Source organism: Lederbergia lenta NBRC 16444 (assembly GCF_001591545.1).
Taxonomy (GTDB): domain Bacteria; phylum Bacillota; class Bacilli; order Bacillales; family Bacillaceae_C; genus Lederbergia; species Lederbergia lenta.
The window spans coordinates 350,608-371,658 of sequence record NZ_BCVC01000001.1 but is presented as its reverse complement, the minus strand read 5'-3'; the positions used below and the strand labels follow the sequence as shown (position 1 = coordinate 371,658).

The following is a 21,051-nucleotide window of genomic DNA, read 5'->3' as shown; positions in this document are numbered from 1 at the left end:
CCTTTACCGCTGATTGGACAAACTATCTTGCCAGCGAAGTGACCTTTCTGCCAATATTTTCAACAATGCATCAGTTATTTTTCCAATGCCTGCAAATAAGCAAATACTTGCAATGATCAATTCAGGTGAATACGTATTTTGACCAACCACCAGCAAGTAACCTAACCCTTGACTTGCTCCCATAATCTCTGCTGCTACAACAAACATCCAACCAAGTCCCATTCCGCTTCGTAAACCGACCATGAAAGATGGTAAAGAAGCTGGAAGGATGATTTTCCTTAATGTTTCAGTTGAGGTGAACCCGTAAATTTTCCCTACTTCGATTAACTTTCTATCTACACCTTGAATGCCAGATACAATATTTAAATAAACTGGAAAAAACACACCGACCGCAATTAATGTCACTTTGGATGGCTCACCAATCCCCATCCAGAGAATAAACAGTGGTACCCACGCAAGGGATGGAATTGATCGAAACGCCTGAATAAGTGGATCCATCAACTTTTCTAATACTGTAAAATACCCTACCGCCGATCCAAGTAGGACTGCCGCAATCGTACCTAGGAAAAAGCCTGTCGCAACTCTAAACACCGTTGCCCCTACATGACTGAATAAAGTACCCCCTGCTCCCATTTCAAAAATCTCTTGAATGATCCTTGTAGGTGCTGGAAGGAGATGTGCTTCGATTAGTCCAACTCTCGCAGCAGCTTCCCAAATAATTAGCAATACAAGAGGAATGATGCTTCCTAATACCCACTTTTCATTATTCTTCCATAGTAAATTTGTGGTAAAACGTGTTTTCGACTTATTTATTTGCACTCGTATTGAATCACTTCTTCCACTCATATTTATTACCTTCCTTCACTCGAAAAAGTCTGGATTGATTAAGTTATCAACGACCTCTTCGATATTTGTTTTCGAATCAATAACTCCTTCTGATTTAAGTACGTCACCTGCAGCTTGAATTATTGCTATCTGCTCGTCTCCAGGTACAGATGCAGAAAAATCATTACGCTCCAATTGGATTTTGGCTACATCTAAATCAATTTGAGCTTCTTTTGCTAATATTTCTGCTGTTTCTTCAGGATTTTCAATGGACCATTGACGAGCCTCTTCATATACCTCAATTACCTTATTTACATATTTAGGATACTTTTCAGCAAAATCTTGACGGACATTTAATACCCCATAAGTGTTAAAGTCTGGATTTCTAAAGAAAAGATTAGCACCAACTTCCTTTTCTACACGCGCCATGTGAGGATCAAGTCCTGCCCAAGCATCTACCTCTCCAGAAAGAAGTGCAGCCGCTCCATCACCATGTTGCAAGTTGATGATTTCAACATCTTTAGCAGATAGCCCGCTTTCTTCTATTGCTCTCAGTAAAAATATATATGGATCTGTTCCCAGTGTAGCTGCTACTTTTTTCCCCTTTAAATCTTCTACTGACTTGATTGTCTCATCTGTAGAAACAAGTGCTGTCCATTCGGGTTTAGAATATATATATACAGATTCAATTGGAGAATTTTTAGCTTTTGCCATTAACGCTGCCGCCCCAGCAGATGAGCCGAAATCTACGCTTTTAGAATTTAAAAACTCGAGTGCCTTATTACTTCCCTGGCTTAAAACAAATTCAACTTCAATCCCTTCTTTTTCAAACAATTTTTCAGCAAATCCTTTTTCCTTTAACACAAGACTTGTTGGTGAATAATGTGCATAGTCTAAGATAATTTTTTTCGGTTTACTCGCCTCTCCACTTGCATTGCTTGAACAGCCTGCAATTGCCATTACAGCGATGATTAATATTAATGTTTTAATAATCCATGATTTCATTGATATTTCCCCCTATTAATAATTAAACTCATATATTTACTTGGTTTTAAAATTAAACTATTACAAATCAACCCACATTTTCTATAAAAAAATAAAAAGCCCTCTTCATAAGAAGAGGGCGTGTGGACGATTCCTCCTCTTATCTTCCAGATCATTATGATCTGTAGGATGTAGCACCTTCTCAAACACAATTTGTTTGCAGGTTGCCGGGCTTCACAGGGCCTATTCCCTCCGCCACTCTCGATAAGAGATTACGATTTAATTGTTATAAAATTTTAACTATTACCTATGTATGCAGTATAAACTACGATTTTGTAACTGTCAAACCCTTTTTAGAATATTAATGCAATACTAATTCTTCAACGCTTTCGATATAGCGTACTGAAGCTGATTAATAATATCCTGATCTTTTTCGATACCAATTGAAATACGTACTACCCTCTCATTTATCCCAAGTTTTTCTTGTGTTTCAGGAGGTAAGTTACGGTGTGATGATCCAAGTGGATAAGAAACAGTTGTTTCCACTCCACCTAAAGATGGCACAATTTTAATCCAACCAAGTGAAGAAAAAAAGGAATGGACATCACAATGAGGTGCAATTTCGACAGTTACAACCGCTCCATTTCCTTGTTCAGACACAGATTTCGGATAAAATACTTTTGACACATTTTCATTATCCACTAATGATTCTGCAACTAATTGTGCATTTGCTGATTGCTTTTCCATACGTAGGGCAAGCGTTTTAATCCCTCTGCATGTAAGCCATGCCTCAAATGGACTTAAATTCCCGCCCAAACTAACTAAGTTTTGACGGACTTTCCCAATAAGGTTTTTGTTGCCGACAATTACGCCCGCTGATACATCACTGTGGCCACCAAGGTATTTTGTTGCACTGTGAACAACAAGATCTACGCCATCTTTATATGGTTGTAGCAAGTATGGAGTAGCAAATGTATTATCAACGATCGTAAACAAGTTGTGTTCCTTAGCAACTTTTACGAATAAAGGAATATTCTCAGCCCTTAAAAAGGGATTTGTAATACTCTCTGTATAAAACAGCTTTGTATTTGGGCGAATGGCTGCCCGTACTTCTTTTTCATTAGAGAAGGATACGAATGTAACCTCGATACCAAAGTTTTTCAACTCATCATCAAGAAGGTGGTATGTTCCTCCATATAAATCCTCACAAGCTATAATATGGTCTCCTTGTTTGACGATGGCGAGAATTCCAGACATAATAGCTGACATTCCAGATGAAGTTGCTACGCCAGCCTCTGTACCTTCTAATGCGGCCACTGCGGCCCCTAGTTCATCTGTATTCGGATTTCCATATCTAGAATATAAATATGGTGTATCTCCTTTAAAATACCCTTCCAAATCATCAAGATCATTAAAAGAAAAAGATGACGTTTGATAAATAGGCGAAGCTTTTGTTTTGAAGTTATTGTTTTGTTTTTGTGATTGATGTACAGCAAGTGTATCAAATGAAACATCACTCATTATTTATGTCACTCCTATGTATGTAACCTTCAACAGTTTTATTTTAAAAACATCAATTTTTTAGAAAGAGCCAAGCGTTAAAAATGAAATTCAATAATTGTGATTATACTCACAATTATACAAATTGTCAAAAACCAACCTATGTTTTTTTTATTTATAAAAGGGCATCATACCAAAGAGATAATTCGATGATGGGAGTGGTAAATATGAAAGCCGTCACTTATCAAGGACCGAAAAAAGTTGAAGTAAAAAATGTAGACGACCCTACAATAAAAAAAAGGGATGACATTATTGTCCATATTACTTCCACAGCCATTTGTGGCTCAGATTTACATCTTTATCAAGGTAATATGAAAATACGAGAAGACTATATCATTGGGCATGAGCCGATGGGTATTGTTGAAGAAGTCGGTCCTGATGTAACAAAAGTAAAAAAAGGGGACAGGGTTATTATTCCTTTTAATGTTGCCTGCGGAAGATGTTTTTATTGTGAGCACGATATGGAAAGCCAATGTGATAATGCCAATCCTCATCAAGATACAGGTGGCTATTTTGGTTATACGGAGATGTTCGGAAATCATCCAGGCGGGCAAGCTGAGTTTTTAAAAGTTCCTTTTGGTAATTTTCTTCCTTTTGTAGTTCCAGAATCGAGTGAATTAGAGGATGAGTCCTTACTTTTTTTATCAGATGTCCTTCCAACAGCGTATTGGAGCGTGGAGAATGCAGCTGTAAAAAAAGGAGATACTGTTATTGTTCTAGGATGTGGGCCGGTTGGACTAATGACACAAAAATTTGCCTGGATGAAAGGAGCAAGAAGAGTTATCGCAGTCGATTATTTGGAATACCGCTTGTTACATGCAAAGAGAATAAACAAAGTTGAAACTTATGATTTTACCAAACAAGATGATATGGGTGCGTACTTGAAAGAAATTACCAATGGTGGAGCTGATGTTGTCATTGATTGCGTCGGTATGGATGGTAAAAAGTCAGCGGTTGAAAAAATGGAACAAAAACTAAAACTTCAAGGCGGGACACTTAGTGCCATTCAAATAGCCACAAAAGCTGTTCGGAAATACGGAACTGTCCAATTAACTGGTGTGTATGGAGCCAATTATAATCTATTTCCACTTGGGGATTTTTTTTCAAGAAACATCACTTTAAAAATGGGACAGGCACCAGTTGTTCATTACATGCCGGAGCTATATGAAAAAATAGTCAATAATGAGTTTGATCCTAAGGAAATTATTACCCATAAGATAGCACTTGACGAAGCAAGTCATGCGTATCGAATTTTTAATAATCATGAAGATGACTGCATTAAGGTGGTACTAAAAACTTGATCACATAAAACAAAGAAAAAAGCTCATGCCAAAGGGAGGCACCACTCCATTTGGCATGAACTTTAAGCTATACTACCAATTTTTTATTTCAGGACGCTCTTCTTTCGCATTAGCTTTTTTCGAAGAGCGTTTTCGTAGCTCATCTTCTACCGACTTAAGCGAGACACCTTTTTCTGCTAAAAGAACGAGCGTATGATAAAGCAAGTCACTACATTCATTGATAAGTTCCTCTTTATCATTATTCTTAGCTGCAATAATCACTTCTCCCGCTTCTTCAATCAGCTTTTTAGCAATTTTATCTGTGCCCTTTTCAAATAAATAGTTCGTGTAAGAGCCAGCGACAGGTGCCTTTTTTCGTTCTTCAATCTCATCCATCAAATCTGCATATATAGAGGTTGACTCTGCTACTTCCCCATCGAGTGTGGCGAAAAAACAAGAATTGGCACCAGTATGACATGCGGGACCAAGCGGCTCCACTCTTACTAACAACGTATCTGCATCACAGTCTAATTGAATAGATTTCACTAATTGTTTATTGCCTGATGTTGCGCCTTTATTCCAATACTCTTCTCGCGAACGTGAATAAAACCAAGTTTCCTTCGTTTCTAATGTGCGTTGAAAAGCTGTCTCATCCATATAGGCGAGCATTAAGACTTCACCATTCTGGTCATCTATCACAATTGCAGGGATGAGACCTTTCGTGAAATCAGGCTTCATTAACATTCACTCCCCGCTTCTTACACAATTGCTTCACTTCACCAATGGTAAACATATTTTCATGGAAAATTGAAGCAGCTAAAGCAGATTCCACATCAGTTTTTGTAAACACTTCAGTGATATGTTCTGCATTTCCACATCCTCCAGAAGCAGTAACCGGGATATTTACAGCATTAACAATTGCTTTTGTTAACTCTAAATCATAACCATCTTTTACACCATCACGGTCAACGCTGGTAAGTAAAATCTCTCCCGCTCCAAGCCTTTCCAGTTCTTTCGCCCACCAAATTGCATCCATTTCAGCATTTTCCATGCCACCACGTGTCATTACATGCCAAGTTCCATCTGGGAAAAGCTTTGCATCAACAGCTGCCACAATTCGTTCAGAGCCAAATTCCTTTGACGCTTCCTCGATTAATAATGGATTTTTCACAGCAGCTGAATTGATTCCAACTTTGTCTGCACCAGCATCTAAAATACGTGCAATATCCTCCATGCTTTTTATACCCCCACCAACTGTAAAGGGTACTGTCACCACTTTTGCCACTTTTTTCACTAATTCAGTAATTGTCTCCCGTTCTTCAGTCGTAGCGGTAATATCTAAAAATACTAATTCATCTGCACCAGCTTCTGAATATGCTTCAGCCATTGCAACTGGATCGCCCATTTCGCGCATTCCATCAAAATTTACACCTTTTACAACTTTGCCATCCTTCACATCAAGACATGGAATAATTTTTTTCGCTTTCATCACACACCGCCTCTTAGTTTGACTGTTCCCTCATACATCGCCTTACCAACAATGGCTTCTGTAATCCCAAGCTCTGCTACCGCATCAAGATCAGCCTGATTTCTAATACCACCTGAAGCTACAATTGTACAATCTACTGCTTCATTGATTTTTTGTAATTGTTCTAAATTTGGCCCCTGCATTGTACCGTCCTTAGAAATATCGGTAAACACAATCGTCTTCACACCCAACTGCTCCATTTGTTGTGCAAACTCAATATAATTTACATCCGTTTCCGTTTCCCAGCCACTAACAGCCACTTTCTCATCACGCGCATCTATACCAATGACAATATTAGCCTGGAAATTTTTCAATGCTTCTTTTAGAAAGTTTTCATCTTCCAATGCGGCCGTTCCTATAACAACTCTAGATACACCTGCTTTTATATATGCTCTCACCGTTTCAAGTGAGCGAATGCCACCACCAACCTGCACAGGAACCGTCGATATACTACAGAGCTTCGAAATCAATTCTAACTGATCTGGATTACCTGAGCGCGCGCCATCCAAATCAACAATATGAATAATTTCAGCCCCATCTTCAATGAAAGTTTTCAGTTGTGTTGCCGGGTCACTTCCCACTTGTGTTGTTTGTTTAAAATCACCTTGATAAAGCCTGACACATTTTCCATTAATTAAATCCATTGCCGGTAAAATTTTCATCATACTGCCCCCAGAATTAAAATTCTTCTTACCTAGTAGATAAATATCCACTTCGCTAATGAATAGCAATTTTCTTACTCTAGCAATCCTTTAGTAGAATTAACTCCCTTTATATTCGGATCGATCCGAACGGCTTCTGCTAATGAACGACCTAATGCTTTGAACAACGCCTCGATTTTGTGATGGGTATTTTCCCCATAAAGGACACGAGCATGCAGTGTAATACCTGAATTAAATGCAAATGCTCTAAAAAATTCTTTCACAAGTTCCGTGTCAAAATTTCCAAGCGACTGCACACCGAATTCCCCTTCAAAATGTAAATATGGACGGCCACTTATATCAAGAGCCACAAATCCAAGTGCTTCATCCATTGGCACATACGAGGAACCGTAGCGAACAATGCCTACTTTATCTCCTAGCGCTTCACGAACTGCTTTACCAAGGACGATCCCTACATCTTCCACTGTATGGTGACTATCAATATGTAAATCGCCGTTCACCTTTAATGTAAGACCAATTCTTCCATGTCTTGCAAAGGCATCAAGCATATGGTCAAAAAAACCAACGCCTGTTTCAATCTCAACGGTAGATGGATCGTCTAATCGACATTCAAGTTCAATTTTCGTTTCTTTTGTTTCTCTTTGATTAGATGCACTACGCATACATCTCACTCCATTCATTTAATGCTGCTCGTAAGCTATCATGTTCTTCTTTCGTTCCTGCGGAAATTCGCACTGCTTGTAATGATTCATCATCAAAAAAGCGAATCTTAATTCTTTTCTCATATAAAAAATTAGCTAACTCTCTTGCTCTAGTAAACTTCATTAAGAAAAAATTAGTGCTACTTGGATACAAATAAGCTTCTTTTATTTGTGCTGCAAATGCAGACATAATCTCTTCCAGCTCTGCAATTTGCTCTAATTGTAATAATAAGAATTGATCAAGTACATCTGCTTTTTCCATTAACTGTGTTCCTATCAATGCAGAAATCGTGTTTACATTATACGGAGGTTTTATGCAACTAATCCCTTCCACTAAGCGATCATTTGCAATTAAAAAACCAAGTCTTAATGCTGCCATTCCAAGCGCTTTTGATGCTGTTCGCAAAATAATTAAATTATCATACTCAAGCACTCTTCCAGTAAACGGTGACTCCCCAGCAAAATCCATATAAGCTTCATCTAAAACTAGGATGCCACCAATTTGGTTCATCGCTGCAATTAACTCTTCTATTTCAGCTTCACTATATAATTGACCCGTGGGATTATTTGGATTAGATAGAAACAATAATCTTGGCTTTCTTTCGTTGATTTCACTTTTCACCACTTCGAGTGGCAGTGTAAAATCATCATTCAACTGAATTTTTGTGACTTCCGCTCCCATAATTAGCGCATTCTTTTCATACATTGAAAAATCCGGTTCAAACACGATCACTTCATCACCAGGATCTAAAGCATATTGAGATATCAGTGAAATCAATTCATCAGATCCATTTCCCGGTAATATATTTCCCTCTGGAAAACCAGCAAATCGTGCATATGCCTCTACAAGCCGATCAGAACTTTCTGCTGGGTACCGGTTAATAAGTGTTTCTCCTAGCTTGGAAAAATCTGCAGATGATAGCAGACTCATGAATGCCTCATTACTATCTAGACGAACCATGTCAAACTCGGGTTTTACTTTATATGGTGTTAATAATTGAATGGATTGCCTCATTGTTCTAACCTCACTTTTACAGCACGCGCATGACCTTCCAACTGTTCTTCGAAAGCGATGCTTTCAATATGTGGGGCGGCATGTTGCAATGCTTGTTCAGAATAATATACAAATGTCGTTTTTTTGATAAAATCATCCACAGACAAGCCTGAAGAAAATCTTGCTGTTCCAGATGTTGGCAATACATGGTTCGGCCCAGCAAAGTAATCACCGACTGATTCAGGTGTATAATGACCGATAAATACGGAGCCAGCATTCTTCACCTTACTTAAATGCGCAAGGGCATCATCAATTTGTAATTCTAAATGTTCAGGGGCCAGTGCATTGACGAGCTGAAAAGCTTCTTCGATCGTCTTCACAAAAACTGCTGCGCCTTCATTTGTTAATGCAACTTCAGCAATTTCTTTTCTCGGAAGTACTTCACATTGCTTTCGAACTTCGATCATTGTTTCATCAAGCACTCTTTGCGATGTAGAAAAAACAAATGGTCTAGCTTTTTCATCGTGTTCAGCTTGAGCGATTAAATCAGCTGCGATGAATCTTGGATTAGCTGTTTCATCGGCAATTATTGCTACTTCTGATGGCCCTGCAATCATTTCAATACCTACGTCACCAAACACAAGTGATTTTGCTGCAGCCACATACGCATTTCCCGGTCCTACTATTTTATCAACCGGTTGAATTCCGTCTATTCCATAAGCTAAAACAGCAATCGCTTGGCTGCCACCCATTTTATAAATCGTGTGAACACCGGCAATATCAGCCGCTACTGATAAAATTGGCGATATAGCGCCTCCACCACGTGATGGTGTTGTCATAACTATTTGATTAACGCCAGCTAGAACAGCAGGGATCGCATTCATCAAAACGGTTGATGGATAGACAGCTTTTCCACCGGGAACATAAACCCCCACTCTTTCAATTGGACGAAATAACTGTCCGCTAATAATCTCTTCTGTCATCTCCATCATCCTGGTTTGTTGCAACTGTTTAGAATGGAAGGAGCGAATATTCTCAGCCGCCTTTTGTAAGGATTCTATAACATCTGAAGAAACTTCATTCCAAGCCGCTTTTCTTTCTTCTTCTGATACGATCCATTCATTAGGTATACCACCATCGAATTTCTTTGTATATTCTTTTAAAGCCACTTCTCCGCGATTTCTGACATTTTCGATAACCTCTTTTACGGTCTCCATTACCTCATCATCGAATGGCTTCTTCTTCGTTTTCCGGGAGATAAAATGATTAGTAAATTGGTCCTTAGAATAAGCCGATATCATATCGCCGCCTCCTCTGCTTTAAAGGATTCGATTAATGGTGCGAGAATCGACTTTTTCAATTTCAGTGAGTTACGATTGGCAATGCATCGAGCAGAAATAGAAAACATTTCTTCTTTTACTACAAGGCCATTTTCTTTCAATGTACTACCTGTTTCAACTATATCAACAATATCATCTGCAAGTCCAAGAAGGGGAGCGAGTTCCACCGATCCTTCCAATTTGACAATATCAACCGATTTTCCTTTTTCTCGAAAATACTTCGTTGTGATATTCGGATACTTTGTAGCTATTCGTTGTTTTCTTAGTGATGGTATTGAAGATGGCTCTCCCGCAATAGCAAATCTACAAACACCAAACGGTAATGGTAGTAGATCAAACACATCGGGTTGGCATTCTAGTAAAATATCGGCACCAACGATACCGAGATCTGCAATCCCGTGTTCCACATATGTAGCTACGTCTATCCCTTTTGCGAAAACTACAGAAAATTGATTTGTCTCTACTTGTAGTTTTCTACCCTTATCGAGTAAAGGCTGAACATCATATCCTCGCTCTTGTAAAAAATTGATAAATTGTTTTTCTACTCTACCTTTCGTTAAGGCCAATACCGGCTTCATTTTTCCACCACCTCGAATTCTCCATTAATTTTTTTAATTTCAAAAATTTTATCATATCCATCCAATTGAGCATTAGCGGGTTGGACATCCACGATATAGTCCTTAAACCTATCTCTAATTTGTTCAGCAAAAACCAATGACTTTTCTGATGCAATAATACAGATTTTTCGATGCTGATTATTTAATTGAATATGTTCAGCTAATGCATCAACTTCGAATGCAAGACCAACTGCCGACACTTTTTCATTGAATTGATCATAGAGCCTGTCATAACGTCCTCCAGAAAAACATACGGTACCAGACTCTTTCAAAAAACCACGAAACATAATTCCTGAATAATAAGGCAAATTTTTCACTCTGCCAAGATCCACAAGGATTTCTTCATTTCCAGATTCCTCAATAATCAGCACAAGCTTCTTCATATGCTGGAGCATGGCAAGTAGTTCCGGTTTGTCCTCCCACCGCTTCTCATACTCAGTAATAATTCCCTTCTGACCAAATGCATCTACGAGACTAGCTAATTCATTTGCTTGTGCTTTATCTCCATTAGCAATAGCAATTTGAAATACTTCATCTTTTTTCTTATCATGCATTGCTACTCTTAACCGTTCACTATTATGCTTTGATAACTTCAATTCTTCTGCAAGTTTTTCATAAATCCCCGCATGACCAAGTTCAATCACACACGCATCTGTCCCGACTTCTTTCAAAAAGGATTGAGCCATTAATAAACTTTCGCTCTCCCCCATAAGTTCAGGCATATGAATCATTTCCACTCCAGCTTGATGATATTCAACTCCAGGCATATTCTGCTTAAAAACAGAACCTGCATAAGCCCATTTTTGTGGTAGCTTTTCTTGATTAGATAAAGCCCTAGCGATCGCTATTGTCCAGTCTGGGCGCAAAACCTCAATTTCACCTTCTGCATTAAACCATTTCATCATATTTTGAAGCTTCATATCCACGTACTCATTTGTAAAGGTAGAAGCATATTCAATGACTGGTGTCGCAATTTCATTATAACCACGCAATGTAGCGACTCTTCTGAATTTTTCAATCACACGGAATCGACTACTAACCGCCGCACCCAATTCATCTCTGCTTCCCGTTGGCAAAAACATATTTACTCACGTCCTAACTCTTTATCTCGTTATCACTCTATCGAACTAAAGGATTTTTTTGATTGTTATCACTTTACCATATCCAGAATTAACCGTCAATTGGATTTATGCAGAAAAAAGGAGTTTATGGAAATCACCGTTTAAAACCAAACAAAAAACACCATACAACCTATTGTCTTAAATTTTCTTTAGTTTTACCTAAATCATTACTACTGATGAAATTAGTATTCTTCGAGTAGCTACTTTTACTTCATACTTGGACCTTATAAACGTGAATAAGCAATAAGGTAAAATTTCAAATTTTATTGGTTTGGAGAAGCGGCTCTGCGCTCGCCCCTCGGTAAGCTTCGGAAAAACCGGCTACTCTCTCATATAAATAAAAAAGACCGTGGACGCCCCCGCTTTTCGAGTTAGTCTACGGTCTGAAAACACCACAATGGTATTTTTTATGTTGCGATATCTCGTTTCGTAAAAAAGAAAAAGGCGAGAATATGAAATATCAAGAAATATATAATAATCATTATAACGGAAAACGACATTGTCATTCCCTCAACCAACGGCATTCCATCCATATATTGCATTAGGTTAGTGTTAGCAAACAAACTGTATTTAGCCCATGTGAATTTGCTTGCAAGCAGGTTTGTTACCGTTCCACCCATGAGTAATAAGAAAATAGAAATTCCAATTGCTAATCCACTTACTCTGAATGCAGCGGAGATCATAAATGCCATTGTTGCTAATAAAAAGATACTTAACGAGTTTAATAAATAGGATTTGATTAAATATAGAAGGAGACTTTGTTCTTCTACAGCACCATTTACATAGGCAAGATGAATATTACTAGCTTCTCCCCCGGTTCCAAATAAAATAACCCCTACTCCCGATGCACTAATGAATAAAATGACGAGCATAAGTAGTAAAAATAGGATGACAGTTACATATTTTGCAAGTAAGATTTTCCAACGCTGAAACGGTTTAATTAATAGCACTTTAATTGTCCCCCATGTAAATTCATTGGCAACAATTCCAGCTGCAATAATAATGACGAATAATCCTGTAAAACTAATTAACGAAGTTGAATCATTAATAAATGTCCAAACACTGCTTGAGTTTTCTGGTGGCAAATCATGTTCCATTCGATACTCATTAATTGCAATATCCTTTTTGAGGAATTCCTTCATCGAAGGTGTCATCATCGGAATTTCCTCTACATCCTGTTCCGAGACTTTATTTTGTTCACTTAGTTGTTGCTTCCAATTATCATTAACCGGTTCTACAGTTGAATCCAAATATTTAGTAAGCACCCCAGTTCCAATCACAAGCAAGACAACTAAGCCTATCATGATATATGTGCCAACTTGTTTAAATATTTTAATCCATTCATTTTGGATAAGATTAAGCATGTGCTGCTACCTCCTTATTATTAGTAATCTCTAAGAATCGATCTTCAAGTGATTTAGAGATTCGTCTCACTTCATAAATAAGGATCTGATTCTCAACAAGTATTGCAACCATATTAGGCACTTGATCTTTCTCCATTTCTATCTCAAGACCATCTTTATGTTCTTTGACTTTGTACCCTTTCCCTACAAGGAGTTTCAATGCCTTTTTCGGATCATTTACATGGCATACATAATCCTGATGTGCTTTATTTTCATTTGATCGAACATCCTGCACATTAATTAACTTACCTTTTTGGATAATCGCTATCCGATCACACATCATTTCCATTTCAGATAGTAAGTGACTTGATACGATAATTGCAAGTCCTTTTTCCGCTGCCAAATTACGTAGATAATCACGCATTTCCCTTATTCCTGCTGGATCAAGTCCGTTTGTTGGTTCATCTAGTATCAGGATTTTAGGGTCATGCAATAGACTCTGTGCAATTCCTAATCTTTGCCGCATTCCAAGCGAGTATGTCTTCACTTTGTCATGGATACGATCCTTCAAACCAACAAATTCAACAATTTCATTAATTTTTTCGTTTGTGATCCCTTTTATTACTCGTGCCACTTGCTGCAAATTCTGATAACCCGTTAAAAATTTATATAGCTCAGGATTCTCAACAATCGCACCAACGTTTTGAATTGCGTCTTCATAGTCATTTACGACGTTTTTTCCACAAATGGCTATATCTCCTGATGTGATTCTAATCAACCCGACAATCATTCTGATTGTTGTTGTTTTCCCCGCGCCGTTCGGTCCTAAAAATCCAAATACTTCTCCCTCATTCACTTCAAAACTCAAGTCATCGATAATTTTCCGACCGCGAATGACTTTAGATACATTTTTTAATTCAACAACAGTTTTCACTTTTTCCCACGCTCCTCTTCTTTCAATATCGACTTAAACCAATCGAGTACAGAATATCCTTGATCTTCTCGCAATTGCTCCACGTTTTCACAACCAATGATTTTTCCATTATAAATAACAATAACCTCATCCATTATTGACTCGATCTCATCTATTTCATGTGTAGCAATGATTACTGTTTGTTTATCAAAATCAATATAGGTAAGCAAGCTTTTCACAATAGACTCTCTCACTAATGCGTCAAGACCTGAAAACGGTTCGTCTAGTAGGATAACGGGCACTTCACGCGCTAAAGTAAGTACAAGTTTTAGCCTGCCTCGATTCCCTTTCGAAAGTTGCTTAATTTTCTTAGTCTCTTTTAAATCCATCTCTATTAAAAGCTGCTTTGCTTTATCGAGATTAAAATCAGGGAATTGCGATGCATAAAATGAAATCATTTTTGCAACTGTAAACAAATCGTAAAACATATCCAACTCCGTTAAATAAGCAACTTTCCTACTAATTCTTCTTGTCGCTTCTTCACCCGAAACTGTGACTTTCCCACTATTGGGGTAAACAAGCCCAGTAATCATCTTTAATGTTGTTGATTTCCCGCTACCATTCGGACCGAGTAATCCATATATTTTCCCTGGGACAAACTCAAGATTTACATCTTTAAGGGCAAATTCAGACCCATATTTTTTCGTAACATCTTTTAAGCAAACTGTCACGATCGATCACCTTCCCTTAAAAATTCATCCAGCCCCACTACCATTTGTTCCTTGGAGATACCAAGCTCTGTCATACTGTTCACAAATTGGCCGATAATTTCTCTTTGCATAGATTGTTTCATTTCCATTACAATTTCCGCTCTTTCAACGACGAACGTCCCCTGCCCTCTTTTCGTCTCCACTACTCCCATCCTCTCCATTTCTGTGTATGTCCGTTGAATAGTATTCGGATTTACACCTGATTGAATTGCCATTTCTCTTACGGAAGGTAGCTTATCTCCAGGTTTGACCTCTTCTCGTACAATTTGTTGAATAATTTTATCTGCAATTTGTATATAGATCGGTTTTGATGCTTCGAAATCTTTTGCCAACTTCCTCACACCTCCACTTTTCTATCCAATAATCTACTAGCTATGAAAAATAAAATAATGGATACAATGGCATATAAAATAATCGGTGTGATAGGAACCGGCATCTCTGTATAGCTAATATTCCAGCCATTTCCCATATCGTATTCCATATTGGGACCAGCATTAATATTTACTGTAAAAGAAACGAGATGTTCTCGAATTATTTTTATTTTAATTAAAGTTGCTTCTATGACATTGAAAGTTCCCCATACGAGAATAACAACAAGCCAACGAAAATTTCTAATAGCTGGATAATTTCCTAGCGAATGGTACACAGTCCAAAGGAAAGTAATCCAAAAAGATAGATATAATGATACTGATAGAATACCGAGATGGATGAGTAAACCAGGGCTAAAGGTAAACAACTCTGACAGCGTATTGATCTCACCTTTATACATTAGATACGCCATAACCAGTATTCCGTATAGTGCCATAAGCACCTGCGAAATAACTTGAATTATAAAAACCGCACTTACTTTTGAAAGAAGAAGTTTTTTACTACTTTGAGGGTTATAAAGCCATAATTGGGTTTTCCCTTCCTGCCTTAAAGCACTTAATAACATGATCGGTGCTAAAAATAGGTGTAAACCCAGCAACATTAGATAGATCGGGACAAGCAGATTTGGTTCCGATAACCAATTTACAATCAAATAACCCCCGATAATACTAATTGCAGTAAAAATTAACCAGGCGATATACCAAAACTTCATTAATGTCATATCTTTTTTAACGAGCCCAATAAAGGCATTCATTCTCCGCACCCCCAAATGATGTATCAGTGTACTAATTTGATAGTACACTGATACATCGAAATAAGTCAAGAGTATTTGCAATAAAACTTTAAAAGACTTTTTAAGCAAAAAAAAACGCCTTAACAGCGTTTTTCACCTAGATACATAGGGATTATCTTTCACCCAGAATCGCCATGGATAATCTTGCGCTTCCCCTGATCCACCAATGCCGATTCTTGGTCCAACAGCTATCTCCTCTGGTTCATACCCTGCAGCAATATATAGTGGCGGTTCATAAAATAATCGGCCATAATCTTCTTTATTAATTCCCATAGCTTTTGTCAGTTTCCCAGGTCCATTTGTTAGATTCTTCTGTTTGTCAACAGGTCTTCTTCGTTGCATGAGCTCCACGCCGGTATAAGGTTCAACCGCCCTAATTAATACAGCTTCCGGTTCATCAATACCTGCACTAACTACATTGACGAGACAATGAGTGTGCATTGTATATGTGTAAACAAGCCCCGCTTTCCCAAACATAATCTCCGTTCGCTTCGTTCTTCTATTTCCAAAACTGTGGGCCGCACGATCTAGTGGACCCATATATCCTTCCGTCTCCACAATAAAACCAGATGTTATCCCTTCATCTGTTTCTTTCACAAGTAGGCATCCAAGCAACGCTTGCGCTAACTGCAAAGTCGGCTTCTGAAAAAATTCCTCTTCCACAGGTTCAATTAAAAAATCTCTATTCATTATAAAATCACACCCATTCTATTCATCGTATTCCATCTCATCGAGATAAACTTCATTTATTTTCGTTAACTGATTTGTCTCTGGTTCGTATTGATAAATTGTCATCATACTTCCGCCAGAATAGCTTGTATCCCCAGATAATACACCGAATCGACCTTCTCCCAGTGAAATCATACTTTCAACATATTGTTGTGAATTACCATTTTGATCATTTTCATATATTACCTCTGTATCTCCCCCACTAATCAAAAACACAACAACCATAATAATAAGCGTAATACGAATTCGTCTCAATTCTTGTCCATATTCATCTGTCATCGTTTCCTCTCCTCCCTATCCGTTTATCTTCCCAAAAAAGAAATTAGGAACATTTTCATCAGTCGTTAATTTTTTATGTTAAAATTTCAAATAGGCAAAGTTTTTATAATAAACAATTTTAACTGATTATGCCGTAATTAGATATCTTGAAAATCCATCTTCCCTGTCAAATATATACGCGACAGATGATTGAAGGTTTCATCTCTATTTGGAACTAAGTATTGAGTAAGCAAGATAACTGGCGAAGGAAAGTACATTTTTATTAAAATACTTGACTTTGCTATACATTCTGTCTACTATATAAATACAAATGTATTTAACAGAAAGACATATGAGGTGAGGAAAAATGAAAAATTATGTATCTATCGGCCTATTGGGGCTAGGAACGGTTGGTTCCGGAGTTGTCCAATTAATTAAAAATCATCAAGAAGACTTAATCCATCAAGTGGGCTGTGAAGTACGTGTGAAAAGTATCCTTGTTCGCGACGTAGAAAAAGATCGCGACATACAAATTGGGCAAACATACCTCACCACTGATGCAAATGAAGTATTGCAAGATCCGGAGATTGATATTGTAGTTGAGGTAATCGGGGGAGTAGAAGAAGCCCGTGAACATATCATCCAGGCATTGGAAGCAAAAAAACATGTTGTAACAGCAAATAAAGACTTAATTGCTCTGCACGGACCTGAGCTGCAGAAAAAGGCAATAGAAAATAATTGTGATTTGTTTTTTGAAGCTAGTGTAGCCGGCGGTGTTCCGATTTTGAGAGGATTATCAGAAGGCCTTTCCTCTGACCGCATTCAAAAGCTTATGGGGATCGTTAATGGAACAACAAATTATATACTAACTAAAATGGATGAAGACGGACTATCCTATGAAACAGCATTAAAAGAAGCACAAGACCTTGGCTTTGCTGAAGCTGATCCGACAGCTGATGTAGAAGGACTAGATGCTGCAAGAAAAATGGCTATTTTAGCTCGACTTGCTTTTCATACAAATGTAGAACTTGAAGACGTAGAAGTCTCAGGAATTAGCAATGTATCTGTTGAAGATTTAAATTATGGACAAAAGCTTGGACTAAAAATGAAGTTAATTGGTCATGCACATATTGATAATCAACAATTGGAAGTGAGCGTCCAACCTACGTTTCTAGCAAAAAGCCATCCACTTGCGGCTGTTAAAAATGAATATAATGCTGTTTACGTAAATGGAGAAGCTGTCGGGGAAACGATGTTTTACGGGCCAGGTGCTGGTAGTCTTCCTACAGCTACAGCTGTAATGGCTGACGTAGTTGCAGTTGTTAAAAATATGAGGCTCGGTGTAAACGGAAAAAGCGTTGTGGCACCTAGATTTGAACGAGTTTTAAAAACTCCTGATCAACGTTTTGGTAAACATTATTTCCGTCTTCATTTACAAGATGAAGTTGGCGCCTTTTCAAAAATCACTTCTCTATTTAATGAGCTCGACATTAGCTTTGAACAAATTTTACAAACACCACTTAGCAAAGATGAGCTAGCAGAAATTATTATCGTGACACATCGCGTTTCCATGGAAAGCTCTCAAAAAGCATTAATGGAACTAAGAGATTTGCCAGTTGTAAAAGAAGTAATCAGTCATTATAGTGTTGAAGGAGATGTAAAGAAATGAATTGGCCGGGATTAATTGCACAATACAAAGAATATTTACCAGTAACAGAAGAAACGCCGGCATTGACACTTCAAGAGGGAAACACACCATTAGTACATCTCTCTAATTTGTCACAGCAACTCGGCATTGAGCTTTACGGAAAAATTGAAGGAGCCAATCCAACTGGTTCCTTTAAAGATCGTGGGATGGTGATGGCTGTTGCAAAAGCGGCTGAATCAGGCAGTACATCTATTATCTGCGCTTCAACAGGTAATACTTCCGCAGCAGCTGCTGCTTATGCGGCAAAAGCCGGTGTAAGAGCGATCATCGTTATACCTAATGGAAAAGTGGCGCTTGGTAAGCTTGCGCAGGCAAAAATGTATGGTGCAGAAATCGTCGAAATCGAAGGTAATTTCGACGAAGCATTAAACATGGTTCGTACAGTGAGCGAAACGTCACCAGTTACACTCGTAAACTCAGTCAATCCATATAGACTTGAAGGTCAAAAAACAGCAGCTTTTGAAGTTTGCGACCAGCTCGGTAGTGCACCAGATATATTAGCAATCCCTGTTGGAAATGCCGGGAATATTAGTGCCTACTGGAAAGGTTTTAAAGAATATAACGAAGCGAACCAAACAGGTCTGCCAAAAATGTTTGGTTTTGAAGCAGAAGGTGCTGCAGCTATCGTTTCAGGAAAACCTATTTCCGCACCTGAAACAGTGGCAACAGCGATTAGAATTGGTAACCCAGCAAGTTGGGAACTCGCAGAAAATGCACGTGATGAATCTGGTGGAAAAATTACATCAGTTTCAGATCCAGAAATTCTTGAAGCATTTAAATTATTGGCTAGCACTGAAGGAGTGTTTGCAGAACCAGCCTCATGCGCCTCTATTGCTGGTGTGCTTCAACAAGTTAAAAATGGCAGTATTCCGAAAGGCAGCAAAGTTGTCGCTGTATTAACAGGAAATGGCTTGAAAGACCCGGAAACTGCAATGGACCAAGTCAAAATTGATACAGTTGTATTGCCGAATGATGAAAAAACAGTAATTGATTATATAGAAGGCGTGGTAAAAGCATGACATGTTTTACCATTACAGTTCCTGCAAGCACAGCCAACATAGGACCGGGTTTCGACTCGGTCGGTATGGCGCTAAATCGTTATTTAACGCTTCGTGTAACAGTAGATGATGAGTGGGTGTTTGAACATCAATCCATTCATTTACCTGAAGTTCCGGTAGCAAAAGAACATTTTATTTATCAAATAGCTGAAAAAGTAGCAAATCAATTTGGCGCAGTTCTTCCTGGTGCATATGTGAAAATGGACAGTGAAATCCCATTAGCTCGTGGACTTGGAAGTAGCTCTTCTGCAATAATTGCTGGAATTGAACTCGCTGATCAACTCTGTGGACTCACTTTGTCTTTAACAGATAAACTGCAAATTGCTTCTGCTTTTGAAGGTCATCCTGACAATGTTGCGCCCTCTCTTTTAGGTGGACTCGTTATTGCAGCTCAATCGAGTGAGGGAGATTTAGATTATTTACATAAAAAAGATGATAATCTTGATATAATTGCTTATATCCCGCACTTTGAATTAAAAACAGAGGCAGCAAGAAAGGTACTTCCTGATCAGTATTCTCGTAGTGAAGCCGCAAGTGCAAGTGCTGTTGCAAACGTAATGTTTGCCGCACTCGTTTCAGGCGATTATAAACTTGCGGGAAAAATGATGGAAAAAGATTTATTCCATGAGCCACATCGTGCATCATTATTACCTGATTATCAAAAAATTCGACAAGAAGCTCGAAACGCTGGAGCTTTCGGAACAGTGATTAGTGGTGCTGGCCCGACGATGATGTCGTTGGCGTCAAAAGGCAATGGTGCTATTATTGCTAAACATCTTCAACAACTCCTGCCAGATTATTCTGTTGAAGTATTGGAAATGGATTTACGCGGTTCACATGTTGATTGATAAAGAAAACACAGTTCGATGATTAGTAAGTCACTGAAATAGTCCATATAAAAAAATGGGGAATAAATCACTTATTATTTTAGTGATTTATTCCCCATTTTCCTTTTATGCAACTGATTGTTATTTAATCCGTGGGCCCGAATATACTTCGCTTTCCGCGGGTGAGTGGCAAGACTCCTCGGTCTACTCAGAGCTTATATGAACAGCTTTTTCATTATTCAAAAGCCAACAATCCTTTAGTAAATAAGTATAAAGGGAAACTTCAGTCAGAGGAAGTTTTACTCCATTTTTCTCTTAAGTTCTTCATAATCAAAAGCGAATTCGGCCAGTTCGTTCAGCTTCGCAAAAGATTATCTGACGGAACAACTAAATCATTGATTTTGTATCCTAGTATTTACCCGATTGAAATTGATACTATAAATGTACAATAAAAAAGGTATAGTTTATAGAAAGGAACAAAACATCTTTAAGAAAAACAAAATCAAGTTGATTGAAGAGGAAGGTGGCGACTCCGAGGGGATCAAGCATGACAGGTGAGACCCTGCAAGGAGCAAAGCGACTGAATCGGCTCACCGCACGCCCCCCGGGAAGCGCCATACTGAAGCGGAAATCAACGGCTATCCACGTTCTCCCAATATTAGGAGAACTTT

The 21,051-nt window shown here is 38.2% G+C and carries 22 protein-coding genes and 1 riboswitch; of the genes, 4 read left to right on the top strand and 18 right to left on the bottom strand.

Features of this window, described 5'->3' with window-relative positions:
* Positions 1–3: 3 nt before the first annotated feature.
* The 3 genes from BLE01S_RS01585 to BLE01S_RS01575 all read right to left on the bottom strand — a co-directional run bounded on the left by BLE01S_RS01585 (position 4) and on the right by BLE01S_RS01575 (position 3,330).
* On the bottom strand, positions 4–846 hold the full coding sequence (locus BLE01S_RS01585) for an ABC transporter permease (RefSeq protein WP_082788544.1): 843 nt from the start codon (positions 844–846) through the stop codon (positions 4–6).
* A 15-nt stretch (positions 847–861) separates the two neighbouring features.
* Positions 862–1,830, bottom strand: a complete 969-nt coding sequence (locus BLE01S_RS01580; RefSeq protein ID WP_066136569.1) for an aliphatic sulfonate ABC transporter substrate-binding protein — start codon at positions 1,828–1,830, stop codon at positions 862–864.
* Between the two features lie 136 nt (positions 1,831–1,966).
* Positions 1,967–2,080: riboswitch (SAM riboswitch) on the bottom strand.
* Positions 2,081–2,181: 101 nt separating this feature from the next.
* Complete coding sequence (locus tag BLE01S_RS01575; RefSeq protein ID WP_066136565.1) at positions 2,182–3,330, bottom strand: trans-sulfuration enzyme family protein; 1,149 nt, start codon at positions 3,328–3,330, stop codon at positions 2,182–2,184.
* A gap of 206 nt (positions 3,331–3,536) precedes the next feature.
* Between BLE01S_RS01575 and BLE01S_RS01570 the strand changes: the two genes are divergently transcribed.
* Positions 3,537–4,670 carry a zinc-dependent alcohol dehydrogenase gene (locus BLE01S_RS01570; protein WP_066140743.1) on the top strand — a complete coding sequence of 378 codons (1,134 nt, stop codon included), beginning with the start codon at positions 3,537–3,539 and terminating at the stop codon, positions 4,668–4,670.
* A gap of 72 nt (positions 4,671–4,742) precedes the next feature.
* On the opposite strand, the gene hisIE is transcribed toward BLE01S_RS01570, so the two are convergent.
* The 15 genes from hisIE to BLE01S_RS01495 all read right to left on the bottom strand — a co-directional run bounded on the left by hisIE (position 4,743) and on the right by BLE01S_RS01495 (position 16,808).
* Complete coding sequence (hisIE, locus tag BLE01S_RS01565) at positions 4,743–5,387, bottom strand: bifunctional phosphoribosyl-AMP cyclohydrolase/phosphoribosyl-ATP diphosphatase HisIE (protein ID WP_066136562.1); 645 nt, start codon at positions 5,385–5,387, stop codon at positions 4,743–4,745.
* Positions 5,377–6,138 (bottom strand): imidazole glycerol phosphate synthase subunit HisF, encoded by a 762-nt coding sequence (gene hisF, locus BLE01S_RS01560; protein ID WP_066136557.1) that lies wholly within the window; start codon positions 6,136–6,138, stop codon positions 5,377–5,379. The genes hisIE and hisF overlap by 11 nt, the downstream gene beginning before the upstream one ends.
* Complete coding sequence (gene hisA / locus BLE01S_RS01555; protein ID WP_066136554.1) at positions 6,138–6,839, bottom strand: 1-(5-phosphoribosyl)-5-[(5-phosphoribosylamino)methylideneamino]imidazole-4-carboxamide isomerase; 702 nt, start codon at positions 6,837–6,839, stop codon at positions 6,138–6,140. Before hisA ends, hisF begins: the two co-directional genes overlap by 1 nt.
* Positions 6,840–6,913: 74 nt before the next feature.
* Positions 6,914–7,501, bottom strand: a complete 588-nt coding sequence (hisB, locus tag BLE01S_RS01550; RefSeq protein WP_066136547.1) for an imidazoleglycerol-phosphate dehydratase HisB — start codon at positions 7,499–7,501, stop codon at positions 6,914–6,916.
* Positions 7,494–8,555 (bottom strand): pyridoxal phosphate-dependent aminotransferase, encoded by a 1,062-nt coding sequence (locus BLE01S_RS01545; RefSeq protein ID WP_066136542.1) that lies wholly within the window; start codon positions 8,553–8,555, stop codon positions 7,494–7,496. Before BLE01S_RS01545 ends, hisB begins: the two co-directional genes overlap by 8 nt.
* Positions 8,552–9,835 (bottom strand): histidinol dehydrogenase, encoded by a 1,284-nt coding sequence (hisD, locus tag BLE01S_RS01540; protein WP_066136537.1) that lies wholly within the window; start codon positions 9,833–9,835, stop codon positions 8,552–8,554. The genes BLE01S_RS01545 and hisD overlap by 4 nt, the downstream gene beginning before the upstream one ends.
* Complete coding sequence (gene hisG, locus BLE01S_RS01535) at positions 9,832–10,452, bottom strand: ATP phosphoribosyltransferase (protein ID WP_066136534.1); 621 nt, start codon at positions 10,450–10,452, stop codon at positions 9,832–9,834. The genes hisD and hisG overlap by 4 nt, the downstream gene beginning before the upstream one ends.
* Positions 10,449–11,573, bottom strand: coding sequence for an ATP phosphoribosyltransferase regulatory subunit (locus tag BLE01S_RS01530; RefSeq protein WP_066136527.1), 1,125 nt, complete (start codon positions 11,571–11,573; stop codon positions 10,449–10,451). The genes hisG and BLE01S_RS01530 overlap by 4 nt, the downstream gene beginning before the upstream one ends.
* 446 nt (positions 11,574–12,019) lie before the next feature.
* On the bottom strand, positions 12,020–12,976 hold the full coding sequence (locus BLE01S_RS01525; protein WP_066136524.1) for a DUF2705 family protein: 957 nt from the start codon (positions 12,974–12,976) through the stop codon (positions 12,020–12,022).
* The gene (locus BLE01S_RS01520; protein WP_066136521.1) at positions 12,969–13,889 is read right to left on the bottom strand and encodes an ABC transporter ATP-binding protein; all 921 of its coding nucleotides are present in this window, start codon (positions 13,887–13,889) and stop codon (positions 12,969–12,971) included. The genes BLE01S_RS01525 and BLE01S_RS01520 overlap by 8 nt, the downstream gene beginning before the upstream one ends.
* A complete protein-coding gene (locus BLE01S_RS01515) occupies positions 13,886–14,599 on the bottom strand; it encodes an ABC transporter ATP-binding protein (protein WP_066136518.1) in 714 nt (237 codons plus the stop codon). Before BLE01S_RS01515 ends, BLE01S_RS01520 begins: the two co-directional genes overlap by 4 nt.
* The gene (locus BLE01S_RS01510) at positions 14,596–14,970 is read right to left on the bottom strand and encodes a GntR family transcriptional regulator (RefSeq protein WP_066136514.1); all 375 of its coding nucleotides are present in this window, start codon (positions 14,968–14,970) and stop codon (positions 14,596–14,598) included. The genes BLE01S_RS01515 and BLE01S_RS01510 overlap by 4 nt, the downstream gene beginning before the upstream one ends.
* 5 nt (positions 14,971–14,975) lie before the next feature.
* Positions 14,976–15,761, bottom strand: coding sequence for a hypothetical protein (locus tag BLE01S_RS01505; RefSeq protein WP_066136511.1), 786 nt, complete (start codon positions 15,759–15,761; stop codon positions 14,976–14,978).
* Between the two features lie 132 nt (positions 15,762–15,893).
* A complete protein-coding gene (locus BLE01S_RS01500; RefSeq protein ID WP_066136509.1) occupies positions 15,894–16,490 on the bottom strand; it encodes a DNA-3-methyladenine glycosylase in 597 nt (198 codons plus the stop codon).
* An 18-nt stretch (positions 16,491–16,508) separates the two neighbouring features.
* Positions 16,509–16,808: a hypothetical protein gene (locus BLE01S_RS01495; RefSeq protein WP_066136502.1), complete on the bottom strand. Its 300-nt coding sequence runs from the start codon at positions 16,806–16,808 to the stop codon at positions 16,509–16,511.
* A gap of 346 nt (positions 16,809–17,154) precedes the next feature.
* On the opposite strand from BLE01S_RS01495, the gene BLE01S_RS01490 reads away from it, so the two are divergent.
* The 3 genes from BLE01S_RS01490 to thrB are packed head-to-tail and all read left to right on the top strand — an operon-like array spanning position 17,155 to position 20,401.
* The gene (locus BLE01S_RS01490) at positions 17,155–18,456 is read left to right on the top strand and encodes a homoserine dehydrogenase (protein WP_066136501.1); all 1,302 of its coding nucleotides are present in this window, start codon (positions 17,155–17,157) and stop codon (positions 18,454–18,456) included.
* Positions 18,453–19,514: a threonine synthase gene (gene thrC / locus BLE01S_RS01485; protein WP_066136499.1), complete on the top strand. Its 1,062-nt coding sequence runs from the start codon at positions 18,453–18,455 to the stop codon at positions 19,512–19,514. The genes BLE01S_RS01490 and thrC overlap by 4 nt, the downstream gene beginning before the upstream one ends.
* A complete protein-coding gene (thrB, locus tag BLE01S_RS01480) occupies positions 19,511–20,401 on the top strand; it encodes a homoserine kinase (protein WP_066136496.1) in 891 nt (296 codons plus the stop codon). Before thrC ends, thrB begins: the two co-directional genes overlap by 4 nt.
* Positions 20,402–21,051: the final 650 nt, after the last annotated feature.

Bases quoted from the DNA above. Each gene is read 5' to 3' on its own strand.
- BLE01S_RS01585 (WP_082788544.1), bottom strand. From the start codon at position 846: ATGAGTGGAAGAAGTGATTCAATACGAGTGCAAATAAATAAGTCGAAA.
- BLE01S_RS01580 (WP_066136569.1), bottom strand. From the start codon at position 1,830: ATGAAATCATGGATTATTAAAACATTAATATTAATCATCGCTGTAATG.
- BLE01S_RS01575 (WP_066136565.1), bottom strand. From the start codon at position 3,330: ATGAGTGATGTTTCATTTGATACACTTGCTGTACATCAATCACAAAAA.
- BLE01S_RS01570 (WP_066140743.1), top strand. From the start codon at position 3,537: ATGAAAGCCGTCACTTATCAAGGACCGAAAAAAGTTGAAGTAAAAAAT.
- hisIE (WP_066136562.1), bottom strand. From the start codon at position 5,387: ATGAAGCCTGATTTCACGAAAGGTCTCATCCCTGCAATTGTGATAGAT.
- hisF (WP_066136557.1), bottom strand. From the start codon at position 6,138: ATGAAAGCGAAAAAAATTATTCCATGTCTTGATGTGAAGGATGGCAAA.
- hisA (WP_066136554.1), bottom strand. From the start codon at position 6,839: ATGAAAATTTTACCGGCAATGGATTTAATTAATGGAAAATGTGTCAGG.
- hisB (WP_066136547.1), bottom strand. From the start codon at position 7,501: ATGCGTAGTGCATCTAATCAAAGAGAAACAAAAGAAACGAAAATTGAA.
- BLE01S_RS01545 (WP_066136542.1), bottom strand. From the start codon at position 8,555: ATGAGGCAATCCATTCAATTATTAACACCATATAAAGTAAAACCCGAG.
- hisD (WP_066136537.1), bottom strand. From the start codon at position 9,835: ATGATATCGGCTTATTCTAAGGACCAATTTACTAATCATTTTATCTCC.
- hisG (WP_066136534.1), bottom strand. From the start codon at position 10,452: ATGAAGCCGGTATTGGCCTTAACGAAAGGTAGAGTAGAAAAACAATTT.
- BLE01S_RS01530 (WP_066136527.1), bottom strand. From the start codon at position 11,573: ATGTTTTTGCCAACGGGAAGCAGAGATGAATTGGGTGCGGCGGTTAGT.
- BLE01S_RS01525 (WP_066136524.1), bottom strand. From the start codon at position 12,976: ATGCTTAATCTTATCCAAAATGAATGGATTAAAATATTTAAACAAGTT.
- BLE01S_RS01505 (WP_066136511.1), bottom strand. From the start codon at position 15,761: ATGAATGCCTTTATTGGGCTCGTTAAAAAAGATATGACATTAATGAAG.
- BLE01S_RS01500 (WP_066136509.1), bottom strand. From the start codon at position 16,490: ATGAATAGAGATTTTTTAATTGAACCTGTGGAAGAGGAATTTTTTCAG.
- BLE01S_RS01495 (WP_066136502.1), bottom strand. From the start codon at position 16,808: ATGACAGATGAATATGGACAAGAATTGAGACGAATTCGTATTACGCTT.
- BLE01S_RS01490 (WP_066136501.1), top strand. From the start codon at position 17,155: ATGAAAAATTATGTATCTATCGGCCTATTGGGGCTAGGAACGGTTGGT.
- thrC (WP_066136499.1), top strand. From the start codon at position 18,453: ATGAATTGGCCGGGATTAATTGCACAATACAAAGAATATTTACCAGTA.
- thrB (WP_066136496.1), top strand. From the start codon at position 19,511: ATGACATGTTTTACCATTACAGTTCCTGCAAGCACAGCCAACATAGGA.